Annotated in this window: 26 protein-coding genes and 2 other annotated features; of the genes, 2 read left to right on the top strand and 24 right to left on the bottom strand. The window is 47.6% G+C overall.

The window, feature by feature from the left end; translation table 11 throughout:
- Window positions 1–13 precede the first annotated feature (13 nt).
- The 4 genes from safA to nadB form a co-directional block, all read right to left on the bottom strand.
- A complete protein-coding gene (safA, locus tag ACWHAR_RS01595) occupies window positions 14–1,204 on the bottom strand; it encodes a SafA/ExsA family spore coat assembly protein (protein ID WP_032873835.1) in 1,191 nt (396 codons plus the stop codon).
- A 127-nt stretch (window positions 1,205–1,331) separates the two neighbouring features.
- Window positions 1,332–2,435 carry a quinolinate synthase NadA gene (nadA, locus tag ACWHAR_RS01590; protein WP_032873833.1) on the bottom strand — a complete coding sequence of 368 codons (1,104 nt, stop codon included), beginning with the start codon at window positions 2,433–2,435 and terminating at the stop codon, window positions 1,332–1,334.
- A gap of 1 nt (window position 2,436) precedes the next feature.
- The gene (gene nadC, locus ACWHAR_RS01585; RefSeq protein ID WP_032873830.1) at window positions 2,437–3,285 is read right to left on the bottom strand and encodes a carboxylating nicotinate-nucleotide diphosphorylase; all 849 of its coding nucleotides are present in this window, start codon (window positions 3,283–3,285) and stop codon (window positions 2,437–2,439) included.
- The gene (gene nadB, locus ACWHAR_RS01580) at window positions 3,267–4,832 is read right to left on the bottom strand and encodes an L-aspartate oxidase (RefSeq protein ID WP_032873827.1); all 1,566 of its coding nucleotides are present in this window, start codon (window positions 4,830–4,832) and stop codon (window positions 3,267–3,269) included. Before nadB ends, nadC begins: the two co-directional genes overlap by 19 nt.
- A 104-nt stretch (window positions 4,833–4,936) precedes the next feature.
- On the opposite strand from nadB, the gene ACWHAR_RS01575 reads away from it, so the two are divergent.
- Together ACWHAR_RS01575 and ACWHAR_RS01570 are read left to right on the top strand one after the other, a co-directional pair.
- Window positions 4,937–6,088, top strand: coding sequence for an IscS subfamily cysteine desulfurase (locus ACWHAR_RS01575; RefSeq protein WP_032873824.1), 1,152 nt, complete (start codon window positions 4,937–4,939; stop codon window positions 6,086–6,088).
- Entirely contained in the window at window positions 6,085–6,627 is a 543-nt protein-coding gene (locus ACWHAR_RS01570) for a transcription repressor NadR (protein WP_032873821.1), read from the top strand. The genes ACWHAR_RS01575 and ACWHAR_RS01570 overlap by 4 nt, the downstream gene beginning before the upstream one ends.
- A 25-nt stretch (window positions 6,628–6,652) precedes the next feature.
- Here the strand turns inward: ACWHAR_RS01570 and pheA are convergent, their stop codons facing one another.
- The 20 genes from pheA to ACWHAR_RS01470 form a co-directional block, all read right to left on the bottom strand.
- Window positions 6,653–7,510, bottom strand: coding sequence for a prephenate dehydratase (pheA, locus tag ACWHAR_RS01565; RefSeq protein WP_003152668.1), 858 nt, complete (start codon window positions 7,508–7,510; stop codon window positions 6,653–6,655).
- Window positions 7,511–7,523: 13 nt separating this feature from the next.
- The gene (gene thrR / locus ACWHAR_RS01560; RefSeq protein WP_007408173.1) at window positions 7,524–7,967 is read right to left on the bottom strand and encodes a transcriptional regulator ThrR; all 444 of its coding nucleotides are present in this window, start codon (window positions 7,965–7,967) and stop codon (window positions 7,524–7,526) included.
- Window positions 7,968–8,020: 53 nt separating this feature from the next.
- Window positions 8,021–9,307, bottom strand: coding sequence for a GTPase ObgE (obgE, locus tag ACWHAR_RS01555; RefSeq protein WP_032873818.1), 1,287 nt, complete (start codon window positions 9,305–9,307; stop codon window positions 8,021–8,023).
- A gap of 31 nt (window positions 9,308–9,338) precedes the next feature.
- Window positions 9,339–9,917 (bottom strand): sporulation initiation phosphotransferase B, encoded by a 579-nt coding sequence (locus ACWHAR_RS01550; protein ID WP_032873815.1) that lies wholly within the window; start codon window positions 9,915–9,917, stop codon window positions 9,339–9,341.
- Between the two features lie 317 nt (window positions 9,918–10,234).
- The gene (rpmA, locus tag ACWHAR_RS01545) at window positions 10,235–10,519 is read right to left on the bottom strand and encodes a 50S ribosomal protein L27 (RefSeq protein WP_003152662.1); all 285 of its coding nucleotides are present in this window, start codon (window positions 10,517–10,519) and stop codon (window positions 10,235–10,237) included.
- Window positions 10,520–10,531: 12 nt separating this feature from the next.
- On the bottom strand, window positions 10,532–10,873 hold the full coding sequence (locus ACWHAR_RS01540) for a ribosomal-processing cysteine protease Prp (RefSeq protein WP_012118103.1): 342 nt from the start codon (window positions 10,871–10,873) through the stop codon (window positions 10,532–10,534).
- A 2-nt stretch (window positions 10,874–10,875) separates the two neighbouring features.
- Window positions 10,876–11,184: a 50S ribosomal protein L21 gene (gene rplU, locus ACWHAR_RS01535; RefSeq protein WP_003152660.1), complete on the bottom strand. Its 309-nt coding sequence runs from the start codon at window positions 11,182–11,184 to the stop codon at window positions 10,876–10,878.
- A 13-nt stretch (window positions 11,185–11,197) separates the two neighbouring features.
- Window positions 11,198–11,271, bottom strand: a sequence feature (ribosomal protein L21 leader region).
- Window positions 11,272–11,329: 58 nt separating this feature from the next.
- Entirely contained in the window at window positions 11,330–12,196 is an 867-nt protein-coding gene (locus ACWHAR_RS01530) for a M50 family metallopeptidase (RefSeq protein WP_007612866.1), read from the bottom strand.
- Window positions 12,189–12,992, bottom strand: coding sequence for a M23 family metallopeptidase (locus tag ACWHAR_RS01525; protein ID WP_007408168.1), 804 nt, complete (start codon window positions 12,990–12,992; stop codon window positions 12,189–12,191). Before ACWHAR_RS01525 ends, ACWHAR_RS01530 begins: the two co-directional genes overlap by 8 nt.
- A 127-nt stretch (window positions 12,993–13,119) precedes the next feature.
- Complete coding sequence (gene minD / locus ACWHAR_RS01520) at window positions 13,120–13,923, bottom strand: septum site-determining protein MinD (RefSeq protein WP_003152655.1); 804 nt, start codon at window positions 13,921–13,923, stop codon at window positions 13,120–13,122.
- 2 nt (window positions 13,924–13,925) lie between these two features.
- The gene (minC, locus tag ACWHAR_RS01515; protein ID WP_032873813.1) at window positions 13,926–14,606 is read right to left on the bottom strand and encodes a septum site-determining protein MinC; all 681 of its coding nucleotides are present in this window, start codon (window positions 14,604–14,606) and stop codon (window positions 13,926–13,928) included.
- A 53-nt stretch (window positions 14,607–14,659) separates the two neighbouring features.
- Window positions 14,660–15,178, bottom strand: coding sequence for a rod shape-determining protein MreD (mreD, locus tag ACWHAR_RS01510; protein ID WP_007408167.1), 519 nt, complete (start codon window positions 15,176–15,178; stop codon window positions 14,660–14,662).
- On the bottom strand, window positions 15,175–16,038 hold the full coding sequence (gene mreC / locus ACWHAR_RS01505; protein ID WP_007408166.1) for a rod shape-determining protein MreC: 864 nt from the start codon (window positions 16,036–16,038) through the stop codon (window positions 15,175–15,177). The genes mreD and mreC overlap by 4 nt, the downstream gene beginning before the upstream one ends.
- A 30-nt stretch (window positions 16,039–16,068) precedes the next feature.
- Window positions 16,069–17,082: a cell shape-determining protein MreB gene (gene mreB / locus ACWHAR_RS01500; protein WP_003152647.1), complete on the bottom strand. Its 1,014-nt coding sequence runs from the start codon at window positions 17,080–17,082 to the stop codon at window positions 16,069–16,071.
- 91 nt (window positions 17,083–17,173) lie between these two features.
- A complete protein-coding gene (radC, locus tag ACWHAR_RS01495; protein ID WP_007408165.1) occupies window positions 17,174–17,869 on the bottom strand; it encodes a RadC family protein in 696 nt (231 codons plus the stop codon).
- Between the two features lie 31 nt (window positions 17,870–17,900).
- Window positions 17,901–18,470, bottom strand: a complete 570-nt coding sequence (locus ACWHAR_RS01490; protein ID WP_032873810.1) for a Maf family protein — start codon at window positions 18,468–18,470, stop codon at window positions 17,901–17,903.
- Window positions 18,471–18,610: 140 nt separating this feature from the next.
- Window positions 18,611–19,612, bottom strand: coding sequence for an SPOR domain-containing protein (locus ACWHAR_RS01485; protein WP_032873809.1), 1,002 nt, complete (start codon window positions 19,610–19,612; stop codon window positions 18,611–18,613).
- Window positions 19,613–19,738: 126 nt separating this feature from the next.
- Window positions 19,739–20,491: a prepilin peptidase gene (locus ACWHAR_RS01480; protein WP_012118107.1), complete on the bottom strand. Its 753-nt coding sequence runs from the start codon at window positions 20,489–20,491 to the stop codon at window positions 19,739–19,741.
- Between the two features lie 139 nt (window positions 20,492–20,630).
- Window positions 20,631–21,923, bottom strand: coding sequence for a bifunctional folylpolyglutamate synthase/dihydrofolate synthase (locus ACWHAR_RS01475; protein WP_032873806.1), 1,293 nt, complete (start codon window positions 21,921–21,923; stop codon window positions 20,631–20,633).
- A gap of 58 nt (window positions 21,924–21,981) precedes the next feature.
- The gene (locus ACWHAR_RS01470; RefSeq protein WP_032873804.1) at window positions 21,982–24,624 is read right to left on the bottom strand and encodes a valine--tRNA ligase; all 2,643 of its coding nucleotides are present in this window, start codon (window positions 24,622–24,624) and stop codon (window positions 21,982–21,984) included.
- A 58-nt stretch (window positions 24,625–24,682) separates the two neighbouring features.
- Window positions 24,683–24,904: a binding site (T-box leader), on the bottom strand.
- Window positions 24,905–25,039 lie beyond the last annotated feature (135 nt).

Below are 25,039 nucleotides of genomic sequence, written 5' to 3'. Positions count from 1 at the left end.
TCGTCCCGAAACATTAATCTTCTTCTTCCTCCGGCCGTCCGAATACTTGATTTGGACTCGGCTGATTCGGCGCGACATTGGGATTTCCTCCGCCGTAAGGCATAAAATGTCCTGCGTTTGCATCCATATTCGGATACGGCTGCACAGGCATATTTGCGTGATGGTGATGTGAACCGTGGTGGTGATGATGGTGATGATGTGAATCATGGCAGCCGCAATCATCATCCTTATATTTTCCATCATGATGAGGTGCGTTTGCGTAATGTGACGAATATCCGCCGTAATACGGCATTTGACCGTAAGGAGCACCGCCGAAACCAGATGCAGAACCATCATAATGCTCTGCATTTTCATGGGCCTGGTTTTCATATTCACCGTAACCCGCGTGCGGCCCAAATCCCGGATGATGGAATCCGTACGGTAACGGCATCGGCATTACCGGAAAGCCTCCAAAACCTCCTCCAAAACCGCCGAAACCTCCGCCTACCGGGAAGCAAGGGTGGCATAATCCAGAACCCGGCAGCATCGGTGTCACCGGAACCGGACAAGGACAAGGCATGCACGGCATCGGGTAATGCATAAAAGGCGGTTCAACGGCCGGCATATTCGGAAACGGGACATTCGGAATGTTTGGCATATTCGGCAGATGATAAGCGGCGTTTTCTTCTTCCATCTTTCCGGCTTCAGGCGCCTTTGGCATATTCGGGTAATTCGCGTTTTCCATGTTGATCATTTCCTCCTGTTGTGGAATGTTATTGTCATGCTCTTTTTCTTTCGGCTCGACAAAATGTGTCACCGGTTCCTCCGGCTTAGGAGGCGACCACGGCTGAAACAGCTGATTGGACGGGTAATATTGGTTCATATCAGCTTCCGGCAGCACATTTTCATGCTTTTCAGGGATTGGCGGCACATACGGAATTGACGGCTTTGGTTCTTCCGGTATTGTGTCTTCAATGTCCACAACTGATTTCGGTTTTTCTTTGGCATATGGATGCTCATGCTTATGCGCAGACGTTCCGAAGCCGGCCTTAGGTTCTTTTCTGACCGGAACGGCTTCTGAAGGCACCTTTATCTTCATTCCAGGCATAATTAAGTCTGGATTGCTAAGCTGATGATTCAGTTTTTTTAGCTCTTCAAGATCAACTCCGTATTTTTCAGCTATTTTCCAGAGCGAATCGCCTTTTTGAACGATATGAATTTTCAACGTTTTCCCCTCCTATGCACAAAACGTGAACGGTACATTTGTCATTACAATACGTTTCTTCACACTATATGCCGGTGGACTGGGCATGATGATAAAAAATTTTGGGAAGGAGGGGAAATTTTTATAATTACGTATGACTCAGCATTCTGTTCAAAGCACGAAGCGCATCTGTCCGAACCGCTTCCGGAACTTTAATGACACCCTTCGGCTCGCCTTTTTCAAGCTGCTCAAGCGACCACAATAAATGCGGCAGGTCGATTCTGTTCATTGTCAGACACGGACACATATCGGGATTCAATGATTCAATCTGTTTATCCGGATGCGATTGAATGAGGCGCTGAACAAGATTCATTTCCGTGCCGATCGCCCATTTGCTTCCCGGTTCAGCCTGTTCGATCGTATCAATAATGTATTTGGTAGACCCGCTGTCGTCACTGAGCGAGACCACTTCCCGCGAACATTCCGGATGAACAATAATGCGGATGCCGGAATCCCTCTGCCGCAGCTGAGAAATATTTTCCGCTGTAAACTTTTCGTGTACGGAGCAATGCCCTTTCCAAAGGATAACCTTAATGTTTTCCGGATGGTCAGTAAGCAATCGGTTCTGCACCGGGTCCCATACAGCCATTTCTGTCAGCGGAATGCCGAGGTCATAGGCCGTATTTCTGCCTAAATGCTGATCCGGCAAAAATAAAATTCTCTCTTTTTGTTTAAAAGCCCATTTCAGCACACTCCGGGCATTCGAAGAGGTGACGGTCGCTCCCCCGTGCCGTCCGACGAATGCTTTAATTTCCGCCGTCGAGTTAACATATGTTAACGGAATGATGGTGTTACCGTACAGTTCTTGAAGCTCTTGCCATGCTTTGTCCGTCTGCTGAATATCTGCCATATCAGCCATCGAGCATCCGGCGCGCATGTCGGGCAAAATGACGGTTTGGTTATCATCAGTCAGCATATCAGCGGTTTCCGCCATAAAATGCACGCCGCAAAACACAATATATTCCGCCTCTTTATTTTTTTCTGCCACTTGAGCAAGCTGCAGGGAGTCACCTGCCGTATCGGCGAATTGTATTACTTCGTCTTTTTGATAGTGATGCCCCGGAATGAACAGACGCTTTCCGAAAGCCCGTTTAATGGCGGCGACCCGCTTTTCCATTTCTCCGGTGCTCATGTCTTTATAATGGCTCGGCATCATTTCGGCTGATGCAGTTAGCACGTCAAAAATAGACATCTTAAAAATCCCCCTGTTCCGCAGCCTCAACATCCATGCTGATGTCGGCGCTTTTTACTGAATGAGTCAGAAATCCGAGTGAAATATATTGGACGCCCGTTCCTTTATAAGCGGGCAATGTGTCGAGCGTTATGCCTCCGGATGCTTCCGTTTTGATATGGCCAGGTGTCATGTCTGCAAAACGCCGGACGGACTCAGGCGGACAGTTGTCAAACATAATAACGTCTGCGCCCGCTTCTATTGCCTCAAGCAGCTGCTGTTCGGATTCGATTTCGACTTCCACCGCAAGCATCTGCCCCGCCGTTTTTCTTGCCCGCTCCACGGCCGCCTTTATCGATCCGCAGGCGGCAATATGATTATCTTTTATCATGATGCCGTCATATAAGCCGAAGCGATGATTAAAGCCGCCTCCGACCCGAACGGCGTATTTTTCCAGCATTCTGAGCCCGGGTGTCGTTTTTCTCGTATCACAAATCTTAATGGACGGATCATCAAGACGCCTTTTGGCCTCATCCGTCATTGTCGCAATGCCTGACATTCTTTGTATGAGATTCAGAATGACCCGCTCCCCCGTAAGAAGAGCCGCCGTCTGGCCTTCCATTTCAGCGAGCACGTCTCCTTTTTTCATCCGTTCTCCGTCTTTTTTCAGGGAGCGGATGCGGATGTCATCGTGTAAAAGCTTCCATCCTTCACGGATAACGGCTTCTCCGGCAAACACGCCGTCTGTTTTTGCGATGATTCGCGCTTTACATTGCTGATCAGAAAAAATCGCTTGTGACGTCGCATCACCCGTTCCGATATCTTCCTGAAAAAAATAAGTCAGCATTTGTTTCAGCTGCAGAATGTCCATAGTTCCCCAATCCTTTCGTTTTTTCTGATAACTGTTCCAGATGTTGAATGAATGATTTGTTTTCCGTGCCACTCTTTCTCCGTCCCGGGAAAATCAGCGCGAAAATGAGCGCCCCTGCTTTCTTCCCGAATAAGGGCTGAGGTCACAACAAGTTGCGCAGTCTTCCATAGGCAGGATAGCTCGGCTTGTTCTATTGTGATATCCTTCACATTTATATGACGCACAGATACGTTGTTAAGCCAGGATGCCAGCGCCTGCATGTTTTCTTTATCCCTGACGATGCCCGCTCCGGTTGTCATTTTGGCTTGGAGCACATGAAGCGATGTGTCCGGCACTTCTAAGATGACGTCAGATTTCTTCGGGGTTTTTTTATATCTTCCGTTTAACGGCGTTTGAGTGATATGTTCAGCACATCGTTGCCCGCTTGCCAGCGCTTCCAGCAGTGAGTTGCTCGCAAGGCGGTTCGCCCCGTGCAATCCTGTGCAGGCGGTCTCGCCTATGGCGTACAAATCAGGCACGGACGTTTTCCCCCAGGTATCGGCTTTTACTCCGCCCATTAAAAAATGCATTCCGGGTGCTACAGGAATCCCGCTTTCAAGATCAACACCGGCTGTTTGACAAATACCTGTTATGGTCGGAAAACGTTTCTTAAAATCGGCTATTCTGCTGCAATTTATAAAAACAGGATTTTCTTTCATCATTTCTTCATAAATCGCCCGTGAAACCACATCCCGGGGCGCCAAATCTTCTAGCGCGTGTCTGCAAGCCATGATCCTGCGCCCGAAGCGATCCGCTAAATATCCGCCTTCTCCTCTCACTGCTTCAGAAATCAGGCCGTACACAGTCCCGTTTTTCACAAGGAGGGTCGGGTGGAACTGGGTGAACTCCATATCCGTGATCTCAGCTCCAGCGCGGAAGGCAAGAGCGATGCCGTCTCCCGTTATGGCGGAATCATTTGTGTGATATTGGTACAAACTGCCGCAGCCGCCTGATGCAAGCACTACACAATCCGCTCTTCTGTAAGAAACAGCGCCTGAAGCATCCATTACGGCAACGCCTGCGCATCGTCCGTGTTCAATCAGAAGATCAACAACCGTCTCGTGTTCAATGATCCGTATGCCGTCCCTCAGCTGCTGAACCAGAAACTCAACCAACATCCGTCCGGTCGCATCTCCCCCGGCGTGCAGAATCCTCCTTTTCGAATGAGCGCCTTCCCTGCCGAGACAAAACGTTCCGTCCGACTTCGTATCAAAAGGGAAATGGCCTTCTATCAGCCTGTTTATCATGCTCTGTCCGCTTTTCAGCAAATGCCGCACGGCTGTCACGTCATTGTGTCCGCATCCCGCATACAGTGTATCGTTCACATGGGATTCTAAAGAGTCATCTTTTGCGTATGAAACAGCAATCCCGCCTTGAGCATAATGCGAATTGCTGTTCGTTACGCTTCTCTTTGTGATGACGGTCACTTGGTATGACGGAGGAAATGAGGAAGCACAGGCAAGGGCCGCCGTCCCCGAACCAATGACGATAATTGTTTTTTCAGACATACATCACCCTCCTGTTATTTACACCTGTCTTGACACATATATTTACACAACGATAAAATAAACTCAAGCTTTTTTTTAACATAAACGGATAGGAGACGGGCTGTATGATTTATCTTGATTACGCGGCGGGAGCGCCTTTAAGCAAAGAAGCCGCGAAAGTCTTTCAGCATCTCAGCACAGAGGTATACGGCAATGCAAGCAGCCTTCATGACGCCGGAGGAAGAGCGGCGGACGTGCTGGAATATTGCAGACATTCTGCAGGAAAATTGATCGGCGGAGCGGCAGACGGCATTTACTTTACAAGCGGCGGAACGGAAGCGAACATCTTGGCCGTCCAATCATTGCTGCACGGTCTGCCCGATCACAAAAAACATTTTATTACGACCGCAATGGAACACCATTCGATCCATAATGCCGCGGCGTTTTTAGCTGACCGGGGAATTGATGTCACCATCATATATCCCGACGAAAACGGCCTTATAACCGAAGACATACTGGCGGCTCATATCCGTCCTGACACGGGGCTCGTTTCCATACAGCACGCCAATTCAGAAACCGGCCTCATCCAGCCTGTGAATCGTCTGGCCGCTTTTCTTCACCAGAGAAACATTTTGCTTCATTGCGATTGTGTTCAAAGTTTCGGCAAACTGCCGATTGATGCGGATCAGGCGGGAATCGACGCCCTTTCCGTCTCCGGTCATAAAGTATACGGCCCGACAGGCACCGGGGCTGTTTACATTCGGCCCGGTGTCAGCTGGAACCCGGTTTATCCGCATACCGTGCATGAAAACGGGTTCAGGCCCGGTACGGTGAATGTACCGGCAATCGGCGCTTTTACCGCTGCTGCGGAGTATGCAGTGAAACATATGGAGGAACACCGTGAGCATGCTGACAGGCTGAGGAATTATTTGTATGACCAAATTCGGCGTCAAGGCCTCCCCATTTCATTTTCAGAGGAAGAAACCGGCGGTGAATGCCTGCCCCACATTGTCGGGTGTTTTTTTCAATCCTTTGAAGGACAATATATTATGTTAGAATGTAATCGTAACGATATTTGCATCTCAACCGGGAGCGCATGTTCCGCCGGCAGCCACGGCCCTTCTTCAGCTATGAAGGCGCTGAGAAAAACCGAACGGGAAGCGCGGCAGTTTTTCCGGATCTCATTCGGAAACGAAACAACATGTGAACAGCTCGATATGCTGATACATACATTTACGGCGCTATGGGAGCAAAAGAAAGGAGAATCAGCAATTTGACAGAAGGAACGAAGCTTACAGGGGCGAAAAGACGCGACATGCTGCTTCATTGGCTGAAAGAAGCCGGCTCGCCATTAACAGGAGGCGAATTGGCCAAAAAAGCAAATGTCTCAAGACAGGTGATCGTGCAGGACATATCACTCTTGAAAGCAAAAAACGAGCCGATCATCGCGACGAGCCAAGGCTACTTATACATCAGCATGAATGCCGGCGGCGGAAATAACGCCGAACGGATTGTCGCCTGTCTGCATGGCCCGGAGCGGACGGAAGAAGAGCTTGAACTCATTGTCGATGAAGGCGTCACCATAAAGGACGTAATTATTGAACACCCCGTGTACGGCGATTTAACCGCCGCCATAAGAGTCAGCACACGGAAAGAAGTCAAACAATTCATGGATCACATTAACTCGACAAATGCCGCTTACCTTTCACAGCTGACCGGAGGCGTGCACCTTCATACGTTAAGCGCCCCGACAAAAGAGCGGATTGACCAAGCCTGCCAAGCGCTGAACGACGCGGGTATTTTAATAAAAGATTAAAAAAAAGCCCCCTGAAGGGCTTTTTTTATATCGAATAGGATTGATATGTTCCCAGAAGCTTGACCCGGCAGCCGAGGGCTTCCATCTCTTGAACGGCACCGGGAATGAGAACCTGATCCATCGCCTGTTCAATATCAATAATAAAGAAATAGTTGCCGAGACCGGTTTTTGTCGGGCGCGATTCGATCTTTGATAAATTCAGGTTTCTCCATGAAAAAGCGGACAGCACCCTGTGCAGCGCACCTGATTGGTCATCTTGGGGAAGCGTTACCATCATCGTCGTTTTCGGCCGTGAAGACAGTTTCGCATTCACTTCGAATGAGACGTCTTTTTCAGGTGAAAGAATGACAAATCTCGTGTGGTTGTCCTGATAATCCTGAATATCCCGCTTCACGATGCTCAATCCGTATGTAGCGGCGGCCATTTCATTTGCAATCACGCCGATCGGAAGGTCCGAATGCTCACTGACATACTTGGCAGCCGCACCTGTTGACTTCGCATACTCATAAGGAACGGACGAAAAATGCCGGTGAAGAAATTTGTGGCATTGCGCAATCGCATGGGAATGAGAATAAATTTTCTCAAGCTTTTTCCACTCATTTTCTCTCGAAGGGTGAACGAGCAGATGCTGGTGAATCGGCAGCGTCATTTCCCCCACAATCGCAAGAGGCTGCTCATGAATCAAATAGTCAATCGTTAAGTTAACCGAGCCCTCCAGCGCGTTTTCCAAAGGAACAAATGCAAGATCAACTTCTCCCGCAACCGCCGCATCCATGCATGCCGGTATTGTTTGATAAGGTGCTTGTGTCACGCTGTTTTGAAAGCAGGAACTGACTGCTAGATGTGTAAATGTGGCTTCTGGCCCTAAATAACCGACTTTCATGTCTCTTCTCTCCTTACGCGCCTGACCCTAAGATCTCAACTTTTTCTATAAAATCAAATTTTCTCAGTTTATTCATTAACGTATGAATGTTTTCTTCCATTGCGGACGTACTGATTGAGAGCGTGACATTCGCCCTGCCCTGAAGCGGAATCGTCTGGTGAATGGAAAGCACGTTGCTTCCTGAGTCAGCCACCGCCTGCAAAAGCTGGGATAACGCGCCTGACCGATCCTCCAAATGAAAGAAAAGTGTGATTATTTGTTCTTTAACCATCGTGTAAAAAGGGAAAACCGCATCTCGGTATTTGTAAAAAGCACTTCTGCTTAAATCAACTTTCTGCACGGCATCTGCAACCGATTCAGCCTTTTTTCTGTCCAGCAGCTTTTTGACTTCAAGGGTTTTCCGCATCGCATCAGGCAGAACGTCTTCACGCACTAAATAAAATGTCTCTTCTTTCACCTGCACCCCTCCCTTTTACATCAGAGAGCCTGCAATGCAAGCTCTCCGTTTTTTTAATCAATAAATTCAAATTCAAATTCCAGAAGCCGGATGATATCGCCGTCTTTAGCACCGCGTTCTCTGAGCGCTTCATCAACGCCCATACCGCGCATCTGTCTTGCAAAACGCTTGACGGATTCGTCACGGGAGAAGTCAGTCATTTTAAAGAGGCGTTCCAGACTGTCACCTGAAAGCACAAACGCACCGTCCGGATCACGGGTAATGTTAAATGGAATTTCTTCGTCTTCCATCGTGTACATTACGCGGTTTTCCGCCAGTTCTTCTTCATCATACAGCGGGAATTCAGGCGTTGTTTCCAGCTGGTTGGCGACTTCAAACAGAAGATCGCGGAGCCCTTCTCTCGTCACCGCGCTGATCGGGAAGACAGGATGGTCATCCTGAAGCTTTTCTTTAAACGCTTTAAGATTTTCAGCCGCTTCGGGCATGTCCATTTTATTCGCAACGATAATTTGCGGACGCTCCGTCAGCCGCAGATTATATTCACTGAGCTCCTGATTAATGGTCACATAATCCTCATACGGATCGCGGCCTTCGATCGCTGACATGTCAATGACGTGAACGATGACACGCGTCCGTTCGATATGGCGGAGAAATTGGTGGCCTAAGCCGACTCCTTCATGCGCTCCTTCAATCAAACCGGGCAGATCCGCCATGACGAAGCTTCTTCCGTCATCCGTTTCCACCATGCCCAGATTCGGAACAAGCGTTGTAAAATGATAATCGGCGATTTTCGGCTTTGCCGATGAAACGACAGACAGAAGCGTAGATTTTCCGACGCTCGGGAAGCCGACGAGACCTACGTCTGCAAGCACTTTCAGTTCAAGCACGATATAGCGCTCTTTTCCGGGCTCTCCGTGCTCTGACAGCTGCGGTGCCGGGTTGGCCGGTGTCGCAAAGCGGGTATTTCCGCGTCCGCCGCGTCCGCCTTTTGCGATGACGGCGCGCTGCCCGTGCTCAGTCAGATCGGCAATGACCTGTTTTGTATCGTCATCCGTTACGACTGTGCCGGGCGGAACTTTAACAACCATATCGTCCGCATTTCTGCCGTGCTGGTTTTTAGACATGCCGTGCTCGCCGCGTATCGCTTTGAAATGCCGCTGGTACCGGAAGTCCATGAGCGTGCGCAGTCCTTCATCAACCTCAAAAACGACGTCGCCTCCATTACCTCCGTCACCGCCGGCAGGCCCGCCTTTCGGGACATATTTTTCACGGCGGAACGCAACCATTCCGTTACCGCCGTCGCCGCCTTTTACATATACTTTCACCTGATCTACAAACATAATATCCTCCGTTCTAAACCGTAAAAAACCGCTAGTTCATTCCAATTTCGGCCACACATTCATGGCCGGTCAGCTCAAATTGCATGACATCAAAGTCCTCATACCGGGATTTGCGAAATTCATCAAACACATCTGCATTTGCAATCGTTCCATGAAAATCGAGATATACAATAAGCTGTCTGTCAGGGTGATCCGTCTGCAGCGATACGGTCAGATGATTTTCACTTTCATTGCTTACTGCCAGACCGAACAGATGAAACAGTTTTCTCATCAGGTTCGACAGCTTTTGATCATATGCCGATAAATCTTTAATTTCTCCGAGCACTTCGTATTCGAGTCTCATATAACGGGACTTCCAATTAAATGTAAGAAAGTCAAACGCCAAGTGCGGGGCTTTCAGGTTTGAGAGCTTTGATTCGTGCTTTGCATCTATGACCATTTCGTCAATAATTTCAACGACCCTGTCATACTTCTGCAAACTTAAGTTTCCTTTTATCAGCTGCAGCTTATTCATCCAATCATGACGGAAATGGCCCATTAATTGGATCAGCTCATTGATCAGAGCCGCATCGCTTACAGGTTCTTCTTGTTTCTTCGATACATCCTTCATTTTCGCACTCCCAATCGTTTAATTTCTTTTTAGGAGTCTTGATAAGTGTGTACTATGAATTATAACAGAGAAGGCTTTGTTAAAAAAACACTTGTTTTTCCTGGTTCATCATGTTCCTTTTTCGGATCGCATACAATGCGGATGCCAGGCAGAAACATTTTTGGTATCACTGCTTGGGGAACATATCCAGTGGGTATGGGAAGCTGATGTCCTCATTCAAGGCGGGGTTCACTCACGCATCCTCTGCTTTTCATTCTTGATGTTACTCCGCTTACTGCAAAAAAAACTCCAGTCAACGACCGGAGTTTTTTGTGTCATTATTGAGCTACAGGATATACGCTCACTTTTTTGCGGTCACGGCCGAAACGTTCGAATTTAACAGTTCCGTCGATTTTAGCAAAAAGAGTGTCATCTCCTCCGCGGCCCACGTTTTCACCTGGGTAGATTTTCGTTCCGCGTTGACGGTAAAGGATAGATCCGCCTGTTACGAATTGACCGTCTGCACGTTTAGCGCCTAAACGTTTAGATTCAGAGTCACGTCCGTTCTTTGTAGAACCTACACCTTTTTTAGAAGCGAAAAACTGAAGATCTAATCTAAGCATGTAACTCACCTCCTATATTTGGTTTGCAGTCAACCGTAAGTGTTCACTGTAATCCCGCTCGATCGTTTCAAGAGAAACAATCATGCCTTCAATCAGCAGCTGCGCTTTTTGCAAAGCTTCCTGATCAGCGGCTTCAGGGAATTCAAAGTAGAAATAACCCCCGTCCTCGCCTATATCAAGAATCGGTTCGAGAGGAGCCAGCGCGATAACCGCATTGACCGCTCCGAAAACGACAGCTGTGACCCCGGCACATACGAGATCTCGTCCATGTTCAGCAAAATCGGCATGTCCCGTCATTTCAAAGGACAAAATGCCCCCGTCATTCCGGGATCTTCGAATTGTTGCCTCAATCATGCTTACGCGTTGATTTTTTCGATTGTCAATTTAGTATAAGGCTGACGATGACCTTGTTTTTTATGAACATTTTTCTTTGGCTTGTAACGGAAAACAGTGATTTTTTTCGCACGGCCTTGTTTTTCAACTTTAGCTGTAACTGTCGCGCCTGCAACTGTTGGGTTGCCGACTTTCACGCTGTCTCCGCCAACAAACAATACGTCTTCAAACGTCACTGTTTCACCTGCTTCAGCAGCAAGTTTTTCGATGTAAACAGTTTGACCTTCTTCAACTTTGATTTGTTTTCCGCCTGTTTTAATGATTGCGTACATTCTCTGCACCTCCTATTAGACTAAGACTCGCCAGCAACAGGGGGCTTTAAAGCTCTTATCACCTGTCCCGAGCGGTTGTAGCATTGGTGCTACATCCATAACATTAAAAAATATATCAGAACCAAAAGGATATGTCAATCTATTTCTAGTAAGGCAGCAGCAGGTCTTCCATAGAGGAATCTGTCCGTTTATCGGCAAAATACGCATGAAGCACTTCATTTTCATCGAGCTGGCTGAGCTTTTCGCCGGCTTTTTCAATGATAATGGGGTGCTTGCATCCCCGTTTGAATTCGGCCATGACATGCTTTACTTTGGCATCGGCCGCGACCGTCAAAGGATGCAGCATGGCGACATCACGGTTTTTGCCGTAGTATCTCTCCAAAAGAAACCTCAGCTGAATATAGTGCCGCTTCCGGTATTCATCCCATAAAGAAGCGGTGAGAAAGACGAACAGCACCCATGCGCTGACCTGAAGGGGGACGGCCAGCACAATCCAGCAGCAGAGCAAAAGCGCGGAAACGGCCGATGTCTGCAGGCTGAGGAGATGCGCTTTTTGAAAAGCCATTTGTTTAGAAAAGTATAAAAACACAAACTTTCCGCCGTCAAGCGGCCAGATCGGCAAAAGATTGATGAAAAGAATGGAGAGATTATAAAAGGTAAACATCTCAAATGTCTGCTCACTTGCAAAACCTGACATGAAAAAGAGCCAGGCTGCCGCCTGAAGCCACACATGCTGAAGCGGGCCCGCCAGAATGACCGCGAATTCCTCTTTAAGCGGCCGGTTTCCATGCTCCTCCACCTCAACCGTCCCGCCGAAAGGGAGCAGAAAGATTCGTTTAATGCGCCACGAAAAAAACACAGCCAGAGCAGCATGCCCCAGCTCATGAACGGATACGACCAGCAAAAGACACAGCAGCGCTTTGATGTGCCCCGTCATAAGACCAAGCCCCATGATAATCCAAAGAAAAGGATGGACATGAACTTTGAAAAGGAGGCTGAGCCATTTATTCATCAAAAGTGATCACCTGGATCGGATCTATGAATTTATCGCCATCCTGGATCGCGAAATAGTACTGGCCTTTACTTTTATCGTTGAGCTTGATCGAACCGATCTTTTTCCCTTTATCGACAAAGTCGTACAATGAAACGTTAACATCTTTTAGCCGGCCGTAAATGCTGCTTGTATTGTCGGCGTGCTGCACCTTCACCGTCAGTCCTGTTTTTTTATCTTTGCTCACTTCCATAATGTAGCCTTCTTTTACGCTGTCAATGGCTTCACTGGCAGTTTCGACGACGACGCCCTCTCCGTTATTTTGAAAGTCCTGCTGGATTTTCCCCGCGGCAGGAACAGCCATATCCTGACTGACCGCCACCTGACCGTCCTTCTTTTTCGTTCCCGGCGTAAGAAAAGCGAGCGGGTTTCCGAAGGAAGATACGAACCAATTGCTTACGGCAGCAAACTGAAATTCTTTTTGAAAGGTTTGTGCGATCGCCGGTTTGATCTGACTCAGCGGCTGTTTGTCAGTTTTATAGGCAATAGCGGAGATCAGTACGAGACAGGCGGCCAGCAGGCATTTTAAAATAATAGAATGAGCGCTGATCAATGGATGCCGTCCGTTAAATTCGGGCGGGTGTTCCGTTTGATATTCGTAGTCCGGTAGAAGCTTGTGCTTTTCCTGCTCCTTGACCGTCTGCCACGCGGGAAAATTCTGCGTTTGGGCGTTTTGAACGAAAGTCCGTTTTGATTCAGGCCGCTGTTTTCTTCTTTTGGCCAGTCTTTTTCTAATTTCATCAGCTCTGTGACTCATCGCCATCATCCTTTGCAATCGTTGGGTTTGTACATCCTATGTCTTGTCCATTGCAAATATGCGCTCTTGAAAAACAAAAAAGACCTGATAAGCTGGGCTTCATCAGATCTTTGTATTCTGGTATATATTATGAACGCACGCCGAAAAATGACTTGATTTTCGCCATCATCCCTTTTTGCTGCTCTTCAAGCACCTGCAAAGGAACGGATTCTCCTAAAATGCGCCGGGCGATATTGCGGTACGCAATGCTGGCGCGGTTTTTGGAATTCATGGCAATCGGTTCGCCGATATTTGAAGCCCTGATCACTTCATCATCGTCAGCAACGATTCCGAGGAGATCAATAGACAGATGATGAACAACTTCATCCACATCCATCGTGTCACCGTTTTTCACCAGGTGATTTCTGATGCGGTTCACGATAAGGCGCGGCGGTTCGATATCTTCCTGCTCCAAAAGTCCGATAATGCGGTCAGCGTCCCGCACCGCTGATATTTCCGGCGTCGTCACAACAATCGCCTTATCAGCTCCGGAGACGGCATTTTTATAGCCTTGTTCAATTCCGGCCGGACAATCAATAATGACATAATCAAATTCCTGCTTAAGCTCCTGCACAAGCGATTTGATCTGCTCAGGGACAACAGCCGTCTTGTCGCTTGTCTGGGCAGCCGGCATTAAATGAAGCAGATCATCAAAACGTTTGTCTTTGACAAGCGCCTGATGCGTCTTGCATCTGCCTTCAATTACATCTACTAAGTCGTAAATAATTCTGTTTTCAAGACCCATTACGACATCAAGGTTGCGCAGTCCTATATCTGTGTCTACCAAACAGACGCGCTTCCCTAAAATGGCTAAGGCGGTACCGAGGTTTGCAGATGTTGTTGTTTTACCTACTCCGCCTTTTCCCGAAGTTATTACGATAGCCTCACCCAATTTCACATTCCTCCCTCAAGCCTTGTTAGATCAGGTCTTAAATGAGCCAATTGCTGAAGGCGTTCAATGACCATATTTCCGTCAGTATCTAAATAAGCACATTCCATGTCGTTCCCTTTTTGAATGTGGTCTGGGGAGCGATTTAACACGTGATTGATCCTCAATTGTGTCGGCATCATTTCGGATGCGGCGATCACAGCCCGGTTATTTCCGTTATAACCCGCGTGGGCAATCCCTTTTAATGAACCGAGAACAAATATATTTCCTCCGGCTCTGATCGTACCGCCGGGATTCACATCTCCGATTAAAAGCAAATCTCCCGTCACGTGAAGCACCTGGCCCGAACGGACGATTTTGCAAACAGAAACAATTTCCTGCTCCTCTATCATCCGCTGCGCTTCTTCTTTGGCGATGACTTCACTGTCAATTGAATGCACGACTAAATCTTTCTTTGACGCGATCAGATCAGTCAGCTGCTCTGCCTGTTCCTGATACAGATACCGATGCCCGAGTTTAATATGAACACTGATTTTTTGGCCTTTGCCATCAGTATATTGTTCAATCGACAGCATGTTTTGAAGACCATCGAGAAGCTCATCAAAAGAACACGCATCATCCAGATGCAATGTTAAGCCGTTTTTTGTTCCTTTTATTGTTACATATTGCTGCTTTTTGGTCTTCATCAATGTTCACCTCAACAACATACTCTTTTCGTCAAAAAAAGATAAAATCCTTTTTACTCATCTCTTAATTCTTTCTTCAGACTTATATAAAACAGCCTGAAGGGCAGGACTAATATAACGGCTCCCGCAATATTCAGCAAAGCGGTGGGCAAGAACCGCTGAATGACAAAATCGTTAAACGTCATTGTGCCGCTGCGGATTAACGTCTGAATGCCGTAAACGTAAAATTCAAGCACGCATACGCTCAGCACCGCGACCAAAATGACCATCAGGGCGTTTGTCTGAAGCACTTTAAACGCTTTGGCCGCCAGATAGCATAAACCGGCAAAACCAAACATATAAACGCCTAAAACACCCGTATAATTAATGTCATAAAGAAATCCGAAAATCAAACCGTAGATCACCGCATGCTTTTGGTTGATATAAGCGGACATAAAAATCAGCGCAAGCAAAAGAAAATGCGGAACGACCTGCTGCTCGACGGAAACGAAAGGAAAACGCACCAGATCGGTATAGATGCTTTCCGCACAAAAGACCAAAATCATAATCAAAGGGAGAAGGAAACGTTTCACGATCCTTCCTCCCCTGTTGCTACGCTTCGGTTCACGACGATGACATGGTCAAGATCGTACAGGTCGGCAGCCGGTTTCACGTAAGCGATTTTCGTCAGGCCGTAAGCATCTGATTCTACATCGGTCACTTCCCCGACCGTCAGCCCTTGAGGAAATACGCCGCCCGTCCCGGATGTCTCCACGAGGTCGCCTTTTTTCACTTCACGTTTTTCATCCGGCTCAAGAATGGTCATTTTCAGAGTCTGTTTCTTTTTATCATACCCTTCAATTAAACCGTAGCCTTTGCTTCCCTTTTTGCCGGAGATTTTGGTGGCCACTCTGTTATTGCGGTCAACATCGCTCAGCAGCTGAACGGCGGATGTGAAACTGTTGAGTCCGCTGCTTTTGATCTTCCCGACCAGCGCACCCTTTTCGTTCGTGACAGCCATGTCTTTGGCCACTTTCTGCTTCGTTCCCTTATTGATCATGATCTGCTTGTACCATTGATCAGGGTTTCTGGCGATAACGGTCGCTAAAATCGGATCATAGTCGGAAATTGATTTGACATGCCCGAGTTCATCACGCAGCTTCTTGTTTTCATCTTTGAGTTCTTGGAGCTTCGCTTCATATTGTGTCTGTCCGTCCAGCTTTTGTCTTAAGCGTTCGTTTTCCTTGTACGTGTTTTTCAGGTCTTTTATGTCCCCGAAGAACCCTGCAAAATATTCGGCAGGCGTGTGAAAAATGTTTTGAAATACTCCCGTCGTATCACCGATCAGCTTTTCAGGCCAGGTGGTATTACGGCCGTTCTTCAGCGAGAATCCAATCATAGCCACCAATATGATAATACACAGAAGTAATAGCATTAACCGTTTGTTCGGCATCGTGATACACCTCTTCTATTTAACTCCTGATTATCTTGTTTTTCCTTTGAAAAGATGGATGTGCTCCAGTGCTTTTCCAGTGCCGATCGCAACACAATCCAGCGGATCTTCAGCGATAAGAACAGGCATTTTCGTTTCGTCACTGATGACTTTGTCGAGATTGCGGAGCAGGGCGCCTCCCCCTGTTAATACAATACCTCTGTCCATAATATCAGCGGCCAGCTCAGGCGGTGTTTTTTCAAGCGTGCTCTTCACCGCGTCAACGATTGAGAGAACTGTATCACGCAGTGCATTTGCAATTTCCGTTCCCGTGATTTCGATCGTTTTCGGCAGACCTGTCAGAAGATCGCGGCCGCGGATTTCCATTGACGCATTTTCTTCACCGGTTTCTGCTGAACCGATTTCCATTTTAATAGCTTCCGCCGTACGGTCACCGATCATCAGATTATATGTTTTTCTGATATAGCTGATGATTGAGTCGTCCATTTCGTCACCGGCTACGCGGATTGACTGAGACGTAACAATGCCGCCTAAAGAAATGATCGCCACTTCAGTTGTTCCGCCGCCGATATCAACGACCATGCTGCCCGTCGGCTCCCATACCGGAAGATTCGCGCCGATTGCTGCCGCAAACGGTTCTTCAATCGGATAAGCGTCACGTGCGCCCGCTTGTCTTGTCGCGTCGATGACCGCCCGTTCTTCAACGGCCGTAATACCTGACGGCACACACACCATAACGTAAGGCTTTCTCGCAAACAATCCTTTATTTTTCACAGCCTGATTAATGTAGTATTTCATCATTGTCGCAGTTGTTTCATAGTCAGCGATAACGCCGTCTTTCATCGGACGGAGCGCAACCACATTGCCCGGAGTTCTTCCGATCATGTTTTTCGCATCGTTACCGACCGCAACGATGGACTTCGTATCCGTTTGCAGAGCAACGACAGACGGCTCTCTCACTACGATTCCTTTTCCTTTAACAAACACAAGCGTATTCGCGGTTCCCAAATCTATACCAAGGTCTCTTGTACCAATTCCGAACATATGTATGTATCTTCCTTTCTTAAAGCAAAAATACCCTAAAGGGAAAAACTCATAAAATCTATTATATCTTAAATCAACGAAAAAAAAAGTGTTACAAATATCCTTTTTCCTTTAAACTCACAAATTTTTTGTCACCAATGACCAAATGATCCAGCAGCTCGATGCCGATTAAATTTCCGCACTCAAAAAGCCGCCTGGTTACCTCTATATCTTCCCTGCTCGGTGTAGGATCTCCTGAAGGATGATTGTGAACACAAATGAAGGACGCGGCGGATCGTTTGAAAGCTTCTTTAAACACCTCCCGCGGGTGGACAATAGATGAATTCAGACTTCCGATAAAAACGGTGCGTTTATGAATGACTTGATTTTTGGTATTTAAATATAAACAGACAAAATGCTCCTGGGATAAAAAGCGCATATCCTCCATCACATACTTCGCCCCGTCTTCCGGAGAGCGGATGACGCAATGCTCCCCGGCGGATGTCTTATGAATGCGGCTCCCCAGCTCAATTGCGGCAAGAATCTGAACGGCTTTCACCGTGCCGATTCCGGGAATGCTGGAAAGCTCCTGGGCAGAGGCGCCTTTTAACAGTCGCAGCCCGTCAAACGTCCGCAGCAGCCGGTGAGCGAGGTTCATGACGGACTCATGTTTCGTTCCCGTCCGCAGCAGGATGGCGAGCAATTCATTGTTAGAGAGATGTTCGGCTCCGAAGTGCAGAAGCCGCTCTCTCGGTTTTTCTTTTTCGGGGAAATCTCTTAATTTTAACGGCAGATCACGGATGATCAACCCCTCCTTGTTCCCCTTCCCGGTTTGAACATCAAGCTTTTATATTAAATTCTTTCAAGGCTCTCATTGTTTTAGCGACAGGAAGCCCGACGACAGAATAAAAATCACCGTCTATTTTTTTCACTAAAAGCGCGCCTTTTCCTTGGATGCCGTATGCACCTGCTTTATCCATCGGTTCTTTTGTTTCAATGTAGAGCTGTATGTCGTCTTCACTGAGCGGCCAAAACGTCACTTCCGTCGTGTCACAGAACGTTTCTTTCCGGTCATGCGTCTGAATGCTGACCGCCGTAATGACTTGATGGCTTCGGCCGGAAAGCCTCCGCAGCATGTGTGCCGCTTCTTCTCTGTCATGCGGTTTGCCGAGGCATTCGCCGTCTATGCACACCATCGTGTCAGCCCCGATAACGACTGCATCGAGATTTTCGGCCAATACAGCACCGGCTTTTTGCTCGGCCAAACATTGGACGTTTTCTTCCGGCGAAAGGTTTCGATTTAATTTTTCTTCTGTGCGGCTTGCAATAATGCTGTAAGGAATCTGAAGAAGATTAAGGAGTTCTTTTCTTCGCGGAGATTGTGATGCGAGTATTAAGCGTTTTGTCATGGTTGTCATCCTTTCAGGGTTTGCTTAAGAAAAAAAGATACTTGTCTATCCTACCAAATCTAACGGGCAACCACAATTTCAGAAAAATAACTTTTTGATGACAAAATAAAAAATCCCGCCGGATGACGGGAAATAAGATACTATTTTACAACACTTAAAAGCTCTTTTTGGGCTTTCCAGCCGGATTCTGAACCCGACGTTTCCAGTTCTTTCAGCGCTTGGAGCACGGCCTCTTTCTGCTTTTTGTCAGCGGCGTCTGCGCCGTCTGCCGCTTTTGCCGCTTCAGCTACTTCCGTTTTTGAAAGATCTTTGCCGGTAATCGCTTTGGCGGAGAGCTCAGATGCTTGTTTAAAAGAGTCTTTCAGCCCTGAATCGACCGCAAAGCTGAGCTCTTTTCCGCCCCAAGCCTCAAAATCATGGTCTATCAGCGTCTGGCCCAATTGCTGTGATAAGCTTTTTTCCGCGGCAAGCCCGGCGATCACATAAGTGTACCCGTCTTCTTTTGCCAAAGAAACGGCCGAGTATCCTTTTTCAGTCAGCTGGTCAACAAGCGTCTTCGCTCCTTTTTCTGATGAAAATTTTCCGGCCTGCACCGCATATGTTTTATAGTTTCCCTCTGAAGATTCCGCATCTCCTGTGCCGGCTGTTTCAGATTTGTCTTTAGAAACATCTCCCGCTTTCACCGTCTGCCCTTGTGAACCTTTGTCAGCTGATGCTGGAGCGGCGGCTTCTTTACTTCCCGACATATTTAAGGCGACAAGGCCGAGCCCGGTGCCTAAAACAGCCGCAACGGCAATTGTCGTGACCGCTTTTTTAACTGGAGAAGACGGCTGCTTTTTTTGCGGAAAATGAGGGCCTGTTTTTTTCTTCTGGTATGGCGGCACGACTTTCGGGTCATCTTCAAATACCTCAGAATTCTTCTCATGATCCCAATTGAAATCTTCTTCTTTCGGATCTTCATGGGAGGCGGCGGTCTCCTGCTCCGCCTTTTTTGTTTCTTCCCAATTGGAAAATGTGACGGTCTTCTCCCCGCCTTCATTCACATCTTCTTGTCCATACATCGTTTCTTCTTGTCCGTTAATGGTTACTTTAAGGGCATTGTTTTTGGCTTTGCTGTGCTTTTTGCTCTTCCTTTTTTTCAACGTCTCTTCCCCCTTGCATTCGTCTTGGCCGTACCTTGAACTGATCATGGTTCACACTTTAGCATAGGCGTAAAAAAAAAGAACAAGACTTTTGTCGTCTTGTCCAAAAAACGTTCGCCAAATTTTTTAAGCTCCGCCTGAAGCGAGCTTGATGTAAAACGAAAACAGCTCTTCACCGTATAAATAACTCAAAGCGCTCCCGGCTGAGATGGCCGGCGCAAACGGAAATGGCTGCTTTTTACCAAGCCTGCCCCGGGCTGCGGCGCACATGCCGTATACGGCTCCGATCATAACGGAAAGAAAGAATGCAATGAGCACGAGCTTCACGCCGAGCGTCAGGCCGATCACCCCAAACAGTTTCACATCACCTGCGCCGATGCCTCCTTTACTGACAAACATGATAAAAACAAGCAGAAAAAATCCGCAAACGGCTCCGGCAAACCCTGCATACCATGAATCCAGCGGAGAAAACATGCGGCCGGCGATGAAAAGCGGAAGAAAAAACAGCAGAACTTTGTCAGGAATCAGCATATATTGCAGATCCGTCATAGTAACAATCATGAGCAGAGACAGAAATAACAGCGCGACTAACAGTTCTTTTGAGAAACCGAAATGAATGCCTGCAGCCGTGAATAAACACGCCGTCCAGCATTCCGCCGCCGGATACATAACCGACAGCTTTGCACGGCAGTTTCTGCATCTGCCTCTTTGCAGAATATAAGAAACGACGGGCACAAGCTCCCCCCAGGAGAGCGGCAAGCGGCAAAACGAACAGGCTGAACGCGGCGAAATAACCGAGATTCGAAGCGGGATACGGCACGCTGCTGTATAAAAAAAAGAACCGAAAATCAAACCGAGAAAAAACAGAATCAAAAGCACTCAGACCACACCTTTACTATCAATCTGGCTCAGATTATAGCAAAGAAAAACACCATGACTGAAATGGCTGAAAATATATTTTCAGCATAAAAACACCCGGCAAAACCTAAAAAGGGTCTGCCGGGCATCCGAGGGGCTGTCAGATAAGCCGCTTTCTCATTTCTGAAATAAAATATAAGGAACCGGTAATGATGATGACATCATCCGCCCCGTCTTTTTGTTCTATCCATTCTTTCACACTGTCCGGGTTCTCATCGAAGCTCTTATCCGCTAGACTGCTTGCGTTATAAAGGGCTTCGGCGCTTGAAGCACGCGGAAAGTCAAATGATACAAAGTGAATGGAGTCCGTTTCGGTTTCCAGCTTTTTAATCATTTCCTGATACGGTTTGTCTTTTAATGCGCTGAATACGACATGAACGTTTTTATCGGCAAAGCGCTGCCTGATCGTTTCTGTCAGTGTGTCAACACCTTCTTCGTTATGTGCGCCGTCCGCAAACACTAAAGGGCGGTTTTGAAGACGTTCAAACCGGCCCGGCCATGATGCTTTTTTCAGTCCGTTTCGCATTGCTTCTTCAGAAATCGCTGCGGCTCCCAGACGATTCATCCATTCAGCGGCCAATATCGCCAATGCCGCATTCTGCCTTTGGTGAATGCCGATCAGCGACGTTTGAATGTTTTCATAGCATTTCGTTTCCGTTTCCAGCGAAAAGCTTTCACCGGACGGAAGCGCCGCTTCATTAAACAGTCTGCACGTTTTATATAGTGACTGATACGGAGCCTGCTTTTTTTCGGCTTCCGCTTCAATAACGCCGAGTGCTTCCGGCTGATTGACGCCCGTAATGACCGGAATGGAATTTTTAATGATACCGGCTTTCTGCCCGGCGATCTCCTCGATGGTATTGCCTAAAATCGCCATATGGTCATGTCCGATACTTGTAATGACCGACAGGAGCGGATTCACAATATTGGTTGAATCAAATGTGCCGCCGAGCCCCGCTTCAAAAATGACAAAATCGATATCAGCCCGCTTCGCAAAATATAAAAATGCACACGCTGTAATGATTTCAAATTCTGTCACCGTTCCGGCATCGGTCTTATCAAGCTCATCGACTATCGGTTTTATGTCATTAACGAGTGTTCTCCATTCCTCATCAGAAATCGGCGTGCCGTTGACGCTGATACGCTCATTAAACGTAATAATGTAAGGCGATGTAAACGTGCCGACCGTATAACCGGCTTCTTGAAGCACGGAACGGATAAAAGCGACGGTCGATCCTTTGCCGTTTGTGCCCGCCACATGAATAGCGCGAATGTTCTTTTCCGGGTGTTCCAGTTTTTCCATCAGCTTTTCCATACGGAGAAGGCCCGGCTTAACGCCGAACTTGAGTCTGCCGTGAATCCAGCTGATCGCTTCTTTGTACGTATTAAACAATGAAATCCCCTCTTTTATACGACAAGGCGGTTTCTTAGGAAACCGCCCCGCTGTTTTATCAGCCTTTCAGCTCTGCAATCCGCTGCCGGACAGCTTCGCGTTTTGCCGTGTAGTCTTTCTCTTTTCCGCGTTCTTCTTCAATGACATGCTCAGGAGCTTTTTTAATGAATCCTTCGTTGCCGAGTTTTTTCTGAACGCGTTCGACTTCTTTTGTCAGCTTGTCGAATTCTTTTTGCAGACGGGCGATCTCCTCATCAATGTTAATCAGCCCTTCAAGCGGCAGAATGACTTCCGCTCCGGTGACGACCGCTGTCATCGCTTTGTCTGCTGCAGTGATATCCGTCCCGATTTTCAGCGTGCTCGGATTCGTAAAGCGTTCAACGTAAGAACGGTTCTTCTCAAGGCGGCCGGCAATGTCTTCGGTAGCTGTTTTAATGTAAAGCTCAACCTGCTTGCTCATCGGCGTGTTGACTTCGCTCCGGATATTGCGGACAGAACGGATTAATTCAACGAGCAGTTTCATATCCGCCGCTGCCTCTTTATCCGTATGCTCCGGCACCGGAACCGGCCAAGAGCTGATCGTGATTGACTCGCCTTCATGAGGAAGGTGCTGCCAGATTTCTTCCGTTAAGAATGGCATAAACGGGTGAAGAAGACGCATCGTCTGGTCAAGCACGTATGCCAGAACAGAACGGGTTGTTTTCTTCGCCGCTTCATCTTCCCCGTACAGCGGAAGCTTCGCCATTTCGATATACCAGTCGCACACATCGTCCCAGATAAAGTTGTACAGGTGGCGTCCGACTTCACCGAATTCATAACGATCCGCAAGCTGTGTTACGTCTTCTATCGTTTCATTCAGTCTTGTGAGGATCCACTTATCAGCAACTGATTTTTCACCGGACAGATCAAGCTCGTCATACGTCATGCCGTCCATGTTCATTAATGCAAAACGGGAGGCGTTCCAAATTTTATTTGCGAAGTTCCATGTGGATTCCACTTTTTCATAGCTGAAACGGAGATCCTGTCCCGGTGAACTTCCGGTTGCCAGGAAATAGCGCAGGGAATCCGCTCCGTACTTGTCGATGACATCCATCGGATCCACGCCGTTCCCAAGGGATTTACTCATTTTTCTGCCCTGCTCGTCACGGATTAAGCCGTGAATCAGCACGTCTTTGAACGGACGCTCGCCGGTAAACTCAAGGCCTTGGAAAATCATCCGGGATACCCAGAAGAAAATGATGTCATATCCCGTTACAAGAACATCGGTTGAGTAATACCGCATAAAGTCTTCAGCGTTTTCATCAGGCCAGCCCATTGTAGAAAACGGCCAAAGCGCGGAGCTGAACCATGTATCAAGCACATCTGAATCCTGTTCCCAATTTTCGCTGTCTTCAGGCGCCTCAAGGCCGACGTACACTTCTTTTGTTTCTTTGTGATACCAAGCCGGGATGCGGTGGCCCCACCACAGCTGACGGGAAATACACCAATCACGGATATTTTCCATCCAGTGCAGGTACGTTTTCTCGAACCGGTCAGGAACGAAGTGAACTTTCTCTTCTTTTGACTGAAGGTCAACCGCAGCATCGGCCAGCGGCTGCATTTTGACAAACCATTGTGTGGACAGGTACGGCTCAACAACGGCGCCGCTTCTCTCACTGTGGCCGACAGAATGCATATGGTCTTCGATTTTAAAGAGAACGCCGGATTCCTGAAGATCTTTGACGAGTTTTTTGCGGCATTCAAACCGGTCCATGCCGTTATATTGCAGCGCTTTTTCATTCATTGTTCCGTCTTCATTCATGACGAGAATCCGCTCTAAATTGTGGCGGTTTCCGAGTTCAAAGTCATTCGGATCATGGGCAGGCGTGATTTTAACGGCGCCTGATCCGAATTCCATATCAACATAATCATCGCCGACGATCGGAATTTCGCGGTTTGTAATCGGCAGAATCACCGTTTTGCCGATTAAGTGCTTGTAGCGCTCATCTTCAGGATGAACCGCGACAGCCGTGTCGCCAAGCATCGTTTCCGGACGGGTGGTCGCGATTTCAATTGAGCCTGAACCGTCTGCTAACGGGTAGCGCAAATGATAAAACGCGCCCTGTACGTCTTTGTAAATCACTTCAATATCGGATAAAGCCGTTTTTGTGGCAGGGTCCCAGTTGATGATATATTCGCCTCTGTAAATCAAGCCTTTCTCGTACAACTTGACGAATACTTCCCGCACGGCTTTGTTCAGCCCTTCATCAAGAGTGAAACGTTCACGTGAATAATCGAGTCCAAGTCCCATCTTGGCCCATTGGCTGCGGATGAAATCAGCATACTCTTCCTTCCACTTCCACGTTTCTTCCAGAAACTTTTCACGGCCGAGGTCATAACGGCTTGTGCCCTGTTCGCGGAGTTTCGCTTCGACTTTTGCCTGAGTGGCGATGCCGGCGTGATCCATGCCCGGAAGCCAGAGCACGTCATAGCCCTGCATGCGTTTCATACGCGTAACGATATCTTGCAGCGTCGTATCCCACGCATGTCCGAGGTGCAGCCTGCCCGTCACATTCGGCGGCGGAATGACGACAGAATACGGCTGTTTCGTTTGATCGCCGCCCGCTTCAAAATATTTTCCTTTCAGCCAAAAATCATAGCGGCCTTTTTCAATCGCAGACGGATCATATTTTGTCGGCATTGTTTGTTCATTTGTATCCATGATAACCCTCCAGCATGTTTAGAAATGGCTGAGCAACTAAAAAAGAGCCTTCATCCTGATAAAGGACGAAAAGCTCTTTCGCGGTACCACCTTTTTTCATGAACAGATTTGTTCATGCACTTAAACGGATAACGGGTGCGGCCCGAATTTCTCTACTGTATGTTCAAGAAATTATGCTCCCGGGCGACCTTCCAATGAGACGGCATAAGAAGCCTTTCAGCACAGTAGCTTCTCTCTCTTCATGCGTCTTTCTTGTACTCTTCCCGTTCAAAGCAGGTGTATTTATATCAGCTCATGATCTTATTTATTATGTTCTTTATTATAGTAAAAGTGTTTTTGATTCGTCAATCATCTTTTCCAAAAACCGCTGCCGTCATACATAAATGGGCATGCACCCCGCCCTTTCCCTTACATA

It is taken from the genome of Bacillus sp. LR--39 (assembly GCF_053613335.1).
Note: the sequence above shows the minus strand (reverse complement) of the source record. Positions and strands in the feature narration are given on the sequence as shown.

Excerpts from the sequence above, each read along its gene's own strand:
- mreC (WP_007408166.1), bottom strand. The coding sequence starts at position 16,038 with ATGCCGAACAAACGGTTAATGCTATTACTTCTGTGTATTATCATATTG.
- ACWHAR_RS01490 (WP_032873810.1), bottom strand. The coding sequence starts at position 18,470 with ATGACAAAACGCTTAATACTCGCATCACAATCTCCGCGAAGAAAAGAA.
- ACWHAR_RS01575 (WP_032873824.1), top strand. The coding sequence starts at position 4,937 with ATGATTTATCTTGATTACGCGGCGGGAGCGCCTTTAAGCAAAGAAGCC.
- nadB (WP_032873827.1), bottom strand. The coding sequence starts at position 4,832 with ATGTCTGAAAAAACAATTATCGTCATTGGTTCGGGGACGGCGGCCCTT.
- ACWHAR_RS01550 (WP_032873815.1), bottom strand. The coding sequence starts at position 9,917 with ATGAAGGATGTATCGAAGAAACAAGAAGAACCTGTAAGCGATGCGGCT.
- rplU (WP_003152660.1), bottom strand. The coding sequence starts at position 11,184 with ATGTACGCAATCATTAAAACAGGCGGAAAACAAATCAAAGTTGAAGAA.
- ACWHAR_RS01530 (WP_007612866.1), bottom strand. The coding sequence starts at position 12,196 with ATGAATAAATGGCTCAGCCTCCTTTTCAAAGTTCATGTCCATCCTTTT.
- ACWHAR_RS01525 (WP_007408168.1), bottom strand. The coding sequence starts at position 12,992 with ATGAGTCACAGAGCTGATGAAATTAGAAAAAGACTGGCCAAAAGAAGA.
- pheA (WP_003152668.1), bottom strand. The coding sequence starts at position 7,510 with ATGAAAGTCGGTTATTTAGGGCCAGAAGCCACATTTACACATCTAGCA.
- nadA (WP_032873833.1), bottom strand. The coding sequence starts at position 2,435 with ATGTCTATTTTTGACGTGCTAACTGCATCAGCCGAAATGATGCCGAGC.
- nadC (WP_032873830.1), bottom strand. The coding sequence starts at position 3,285 with ATGGACATTCTGCAGCTGAAACAAATGCTGACTTATTTTTTTCAGGAA.
- ACWHAR_RS01470 (WP_032873804.1), bottom strand. The coding sequence starts at position 24,624 with ATGGATACAAATGAACAAACAATGCCGACAAAATATGATCCGTCTGCG.
- ACWHAR_RS01540 (WP_012118103.1), bottom strand. The coding sequence starts at position 10,873 with ATGATTGAGGCAACAATTCGAAGATCCCGGAATGACGGGGGCATTTTG.
- minC (WP_032873813.1), bottom strand. The coding sequence starts at position 14,606 with ATGAAGACCAAAAAGCAGCAATATGTAACAATAAAAGGAACAAAAAAC.
- obgE (WP_032873818.1), bottom strand. The coding sequence starts at position 9,307 with ATGTTTGTAGATCAGGTGAAAGTATATGTAAAAGGCGGCGACGGCGGT.
- mreB (WP_003152647.1), bottom strand. The coding sequence starts at position 17,082 with ATGTTCGGAATTGGTACAAGAGACCTTGGTATAGATTTGGGAACCGCG.
- rpmA (WP_003152662.1), bottom strand. The coding sequence starts at position 10,519 with ATGCTTAGATTAGATCTTCAGTTTTTCGCTTCTAAAAAAGGTGTAGGT.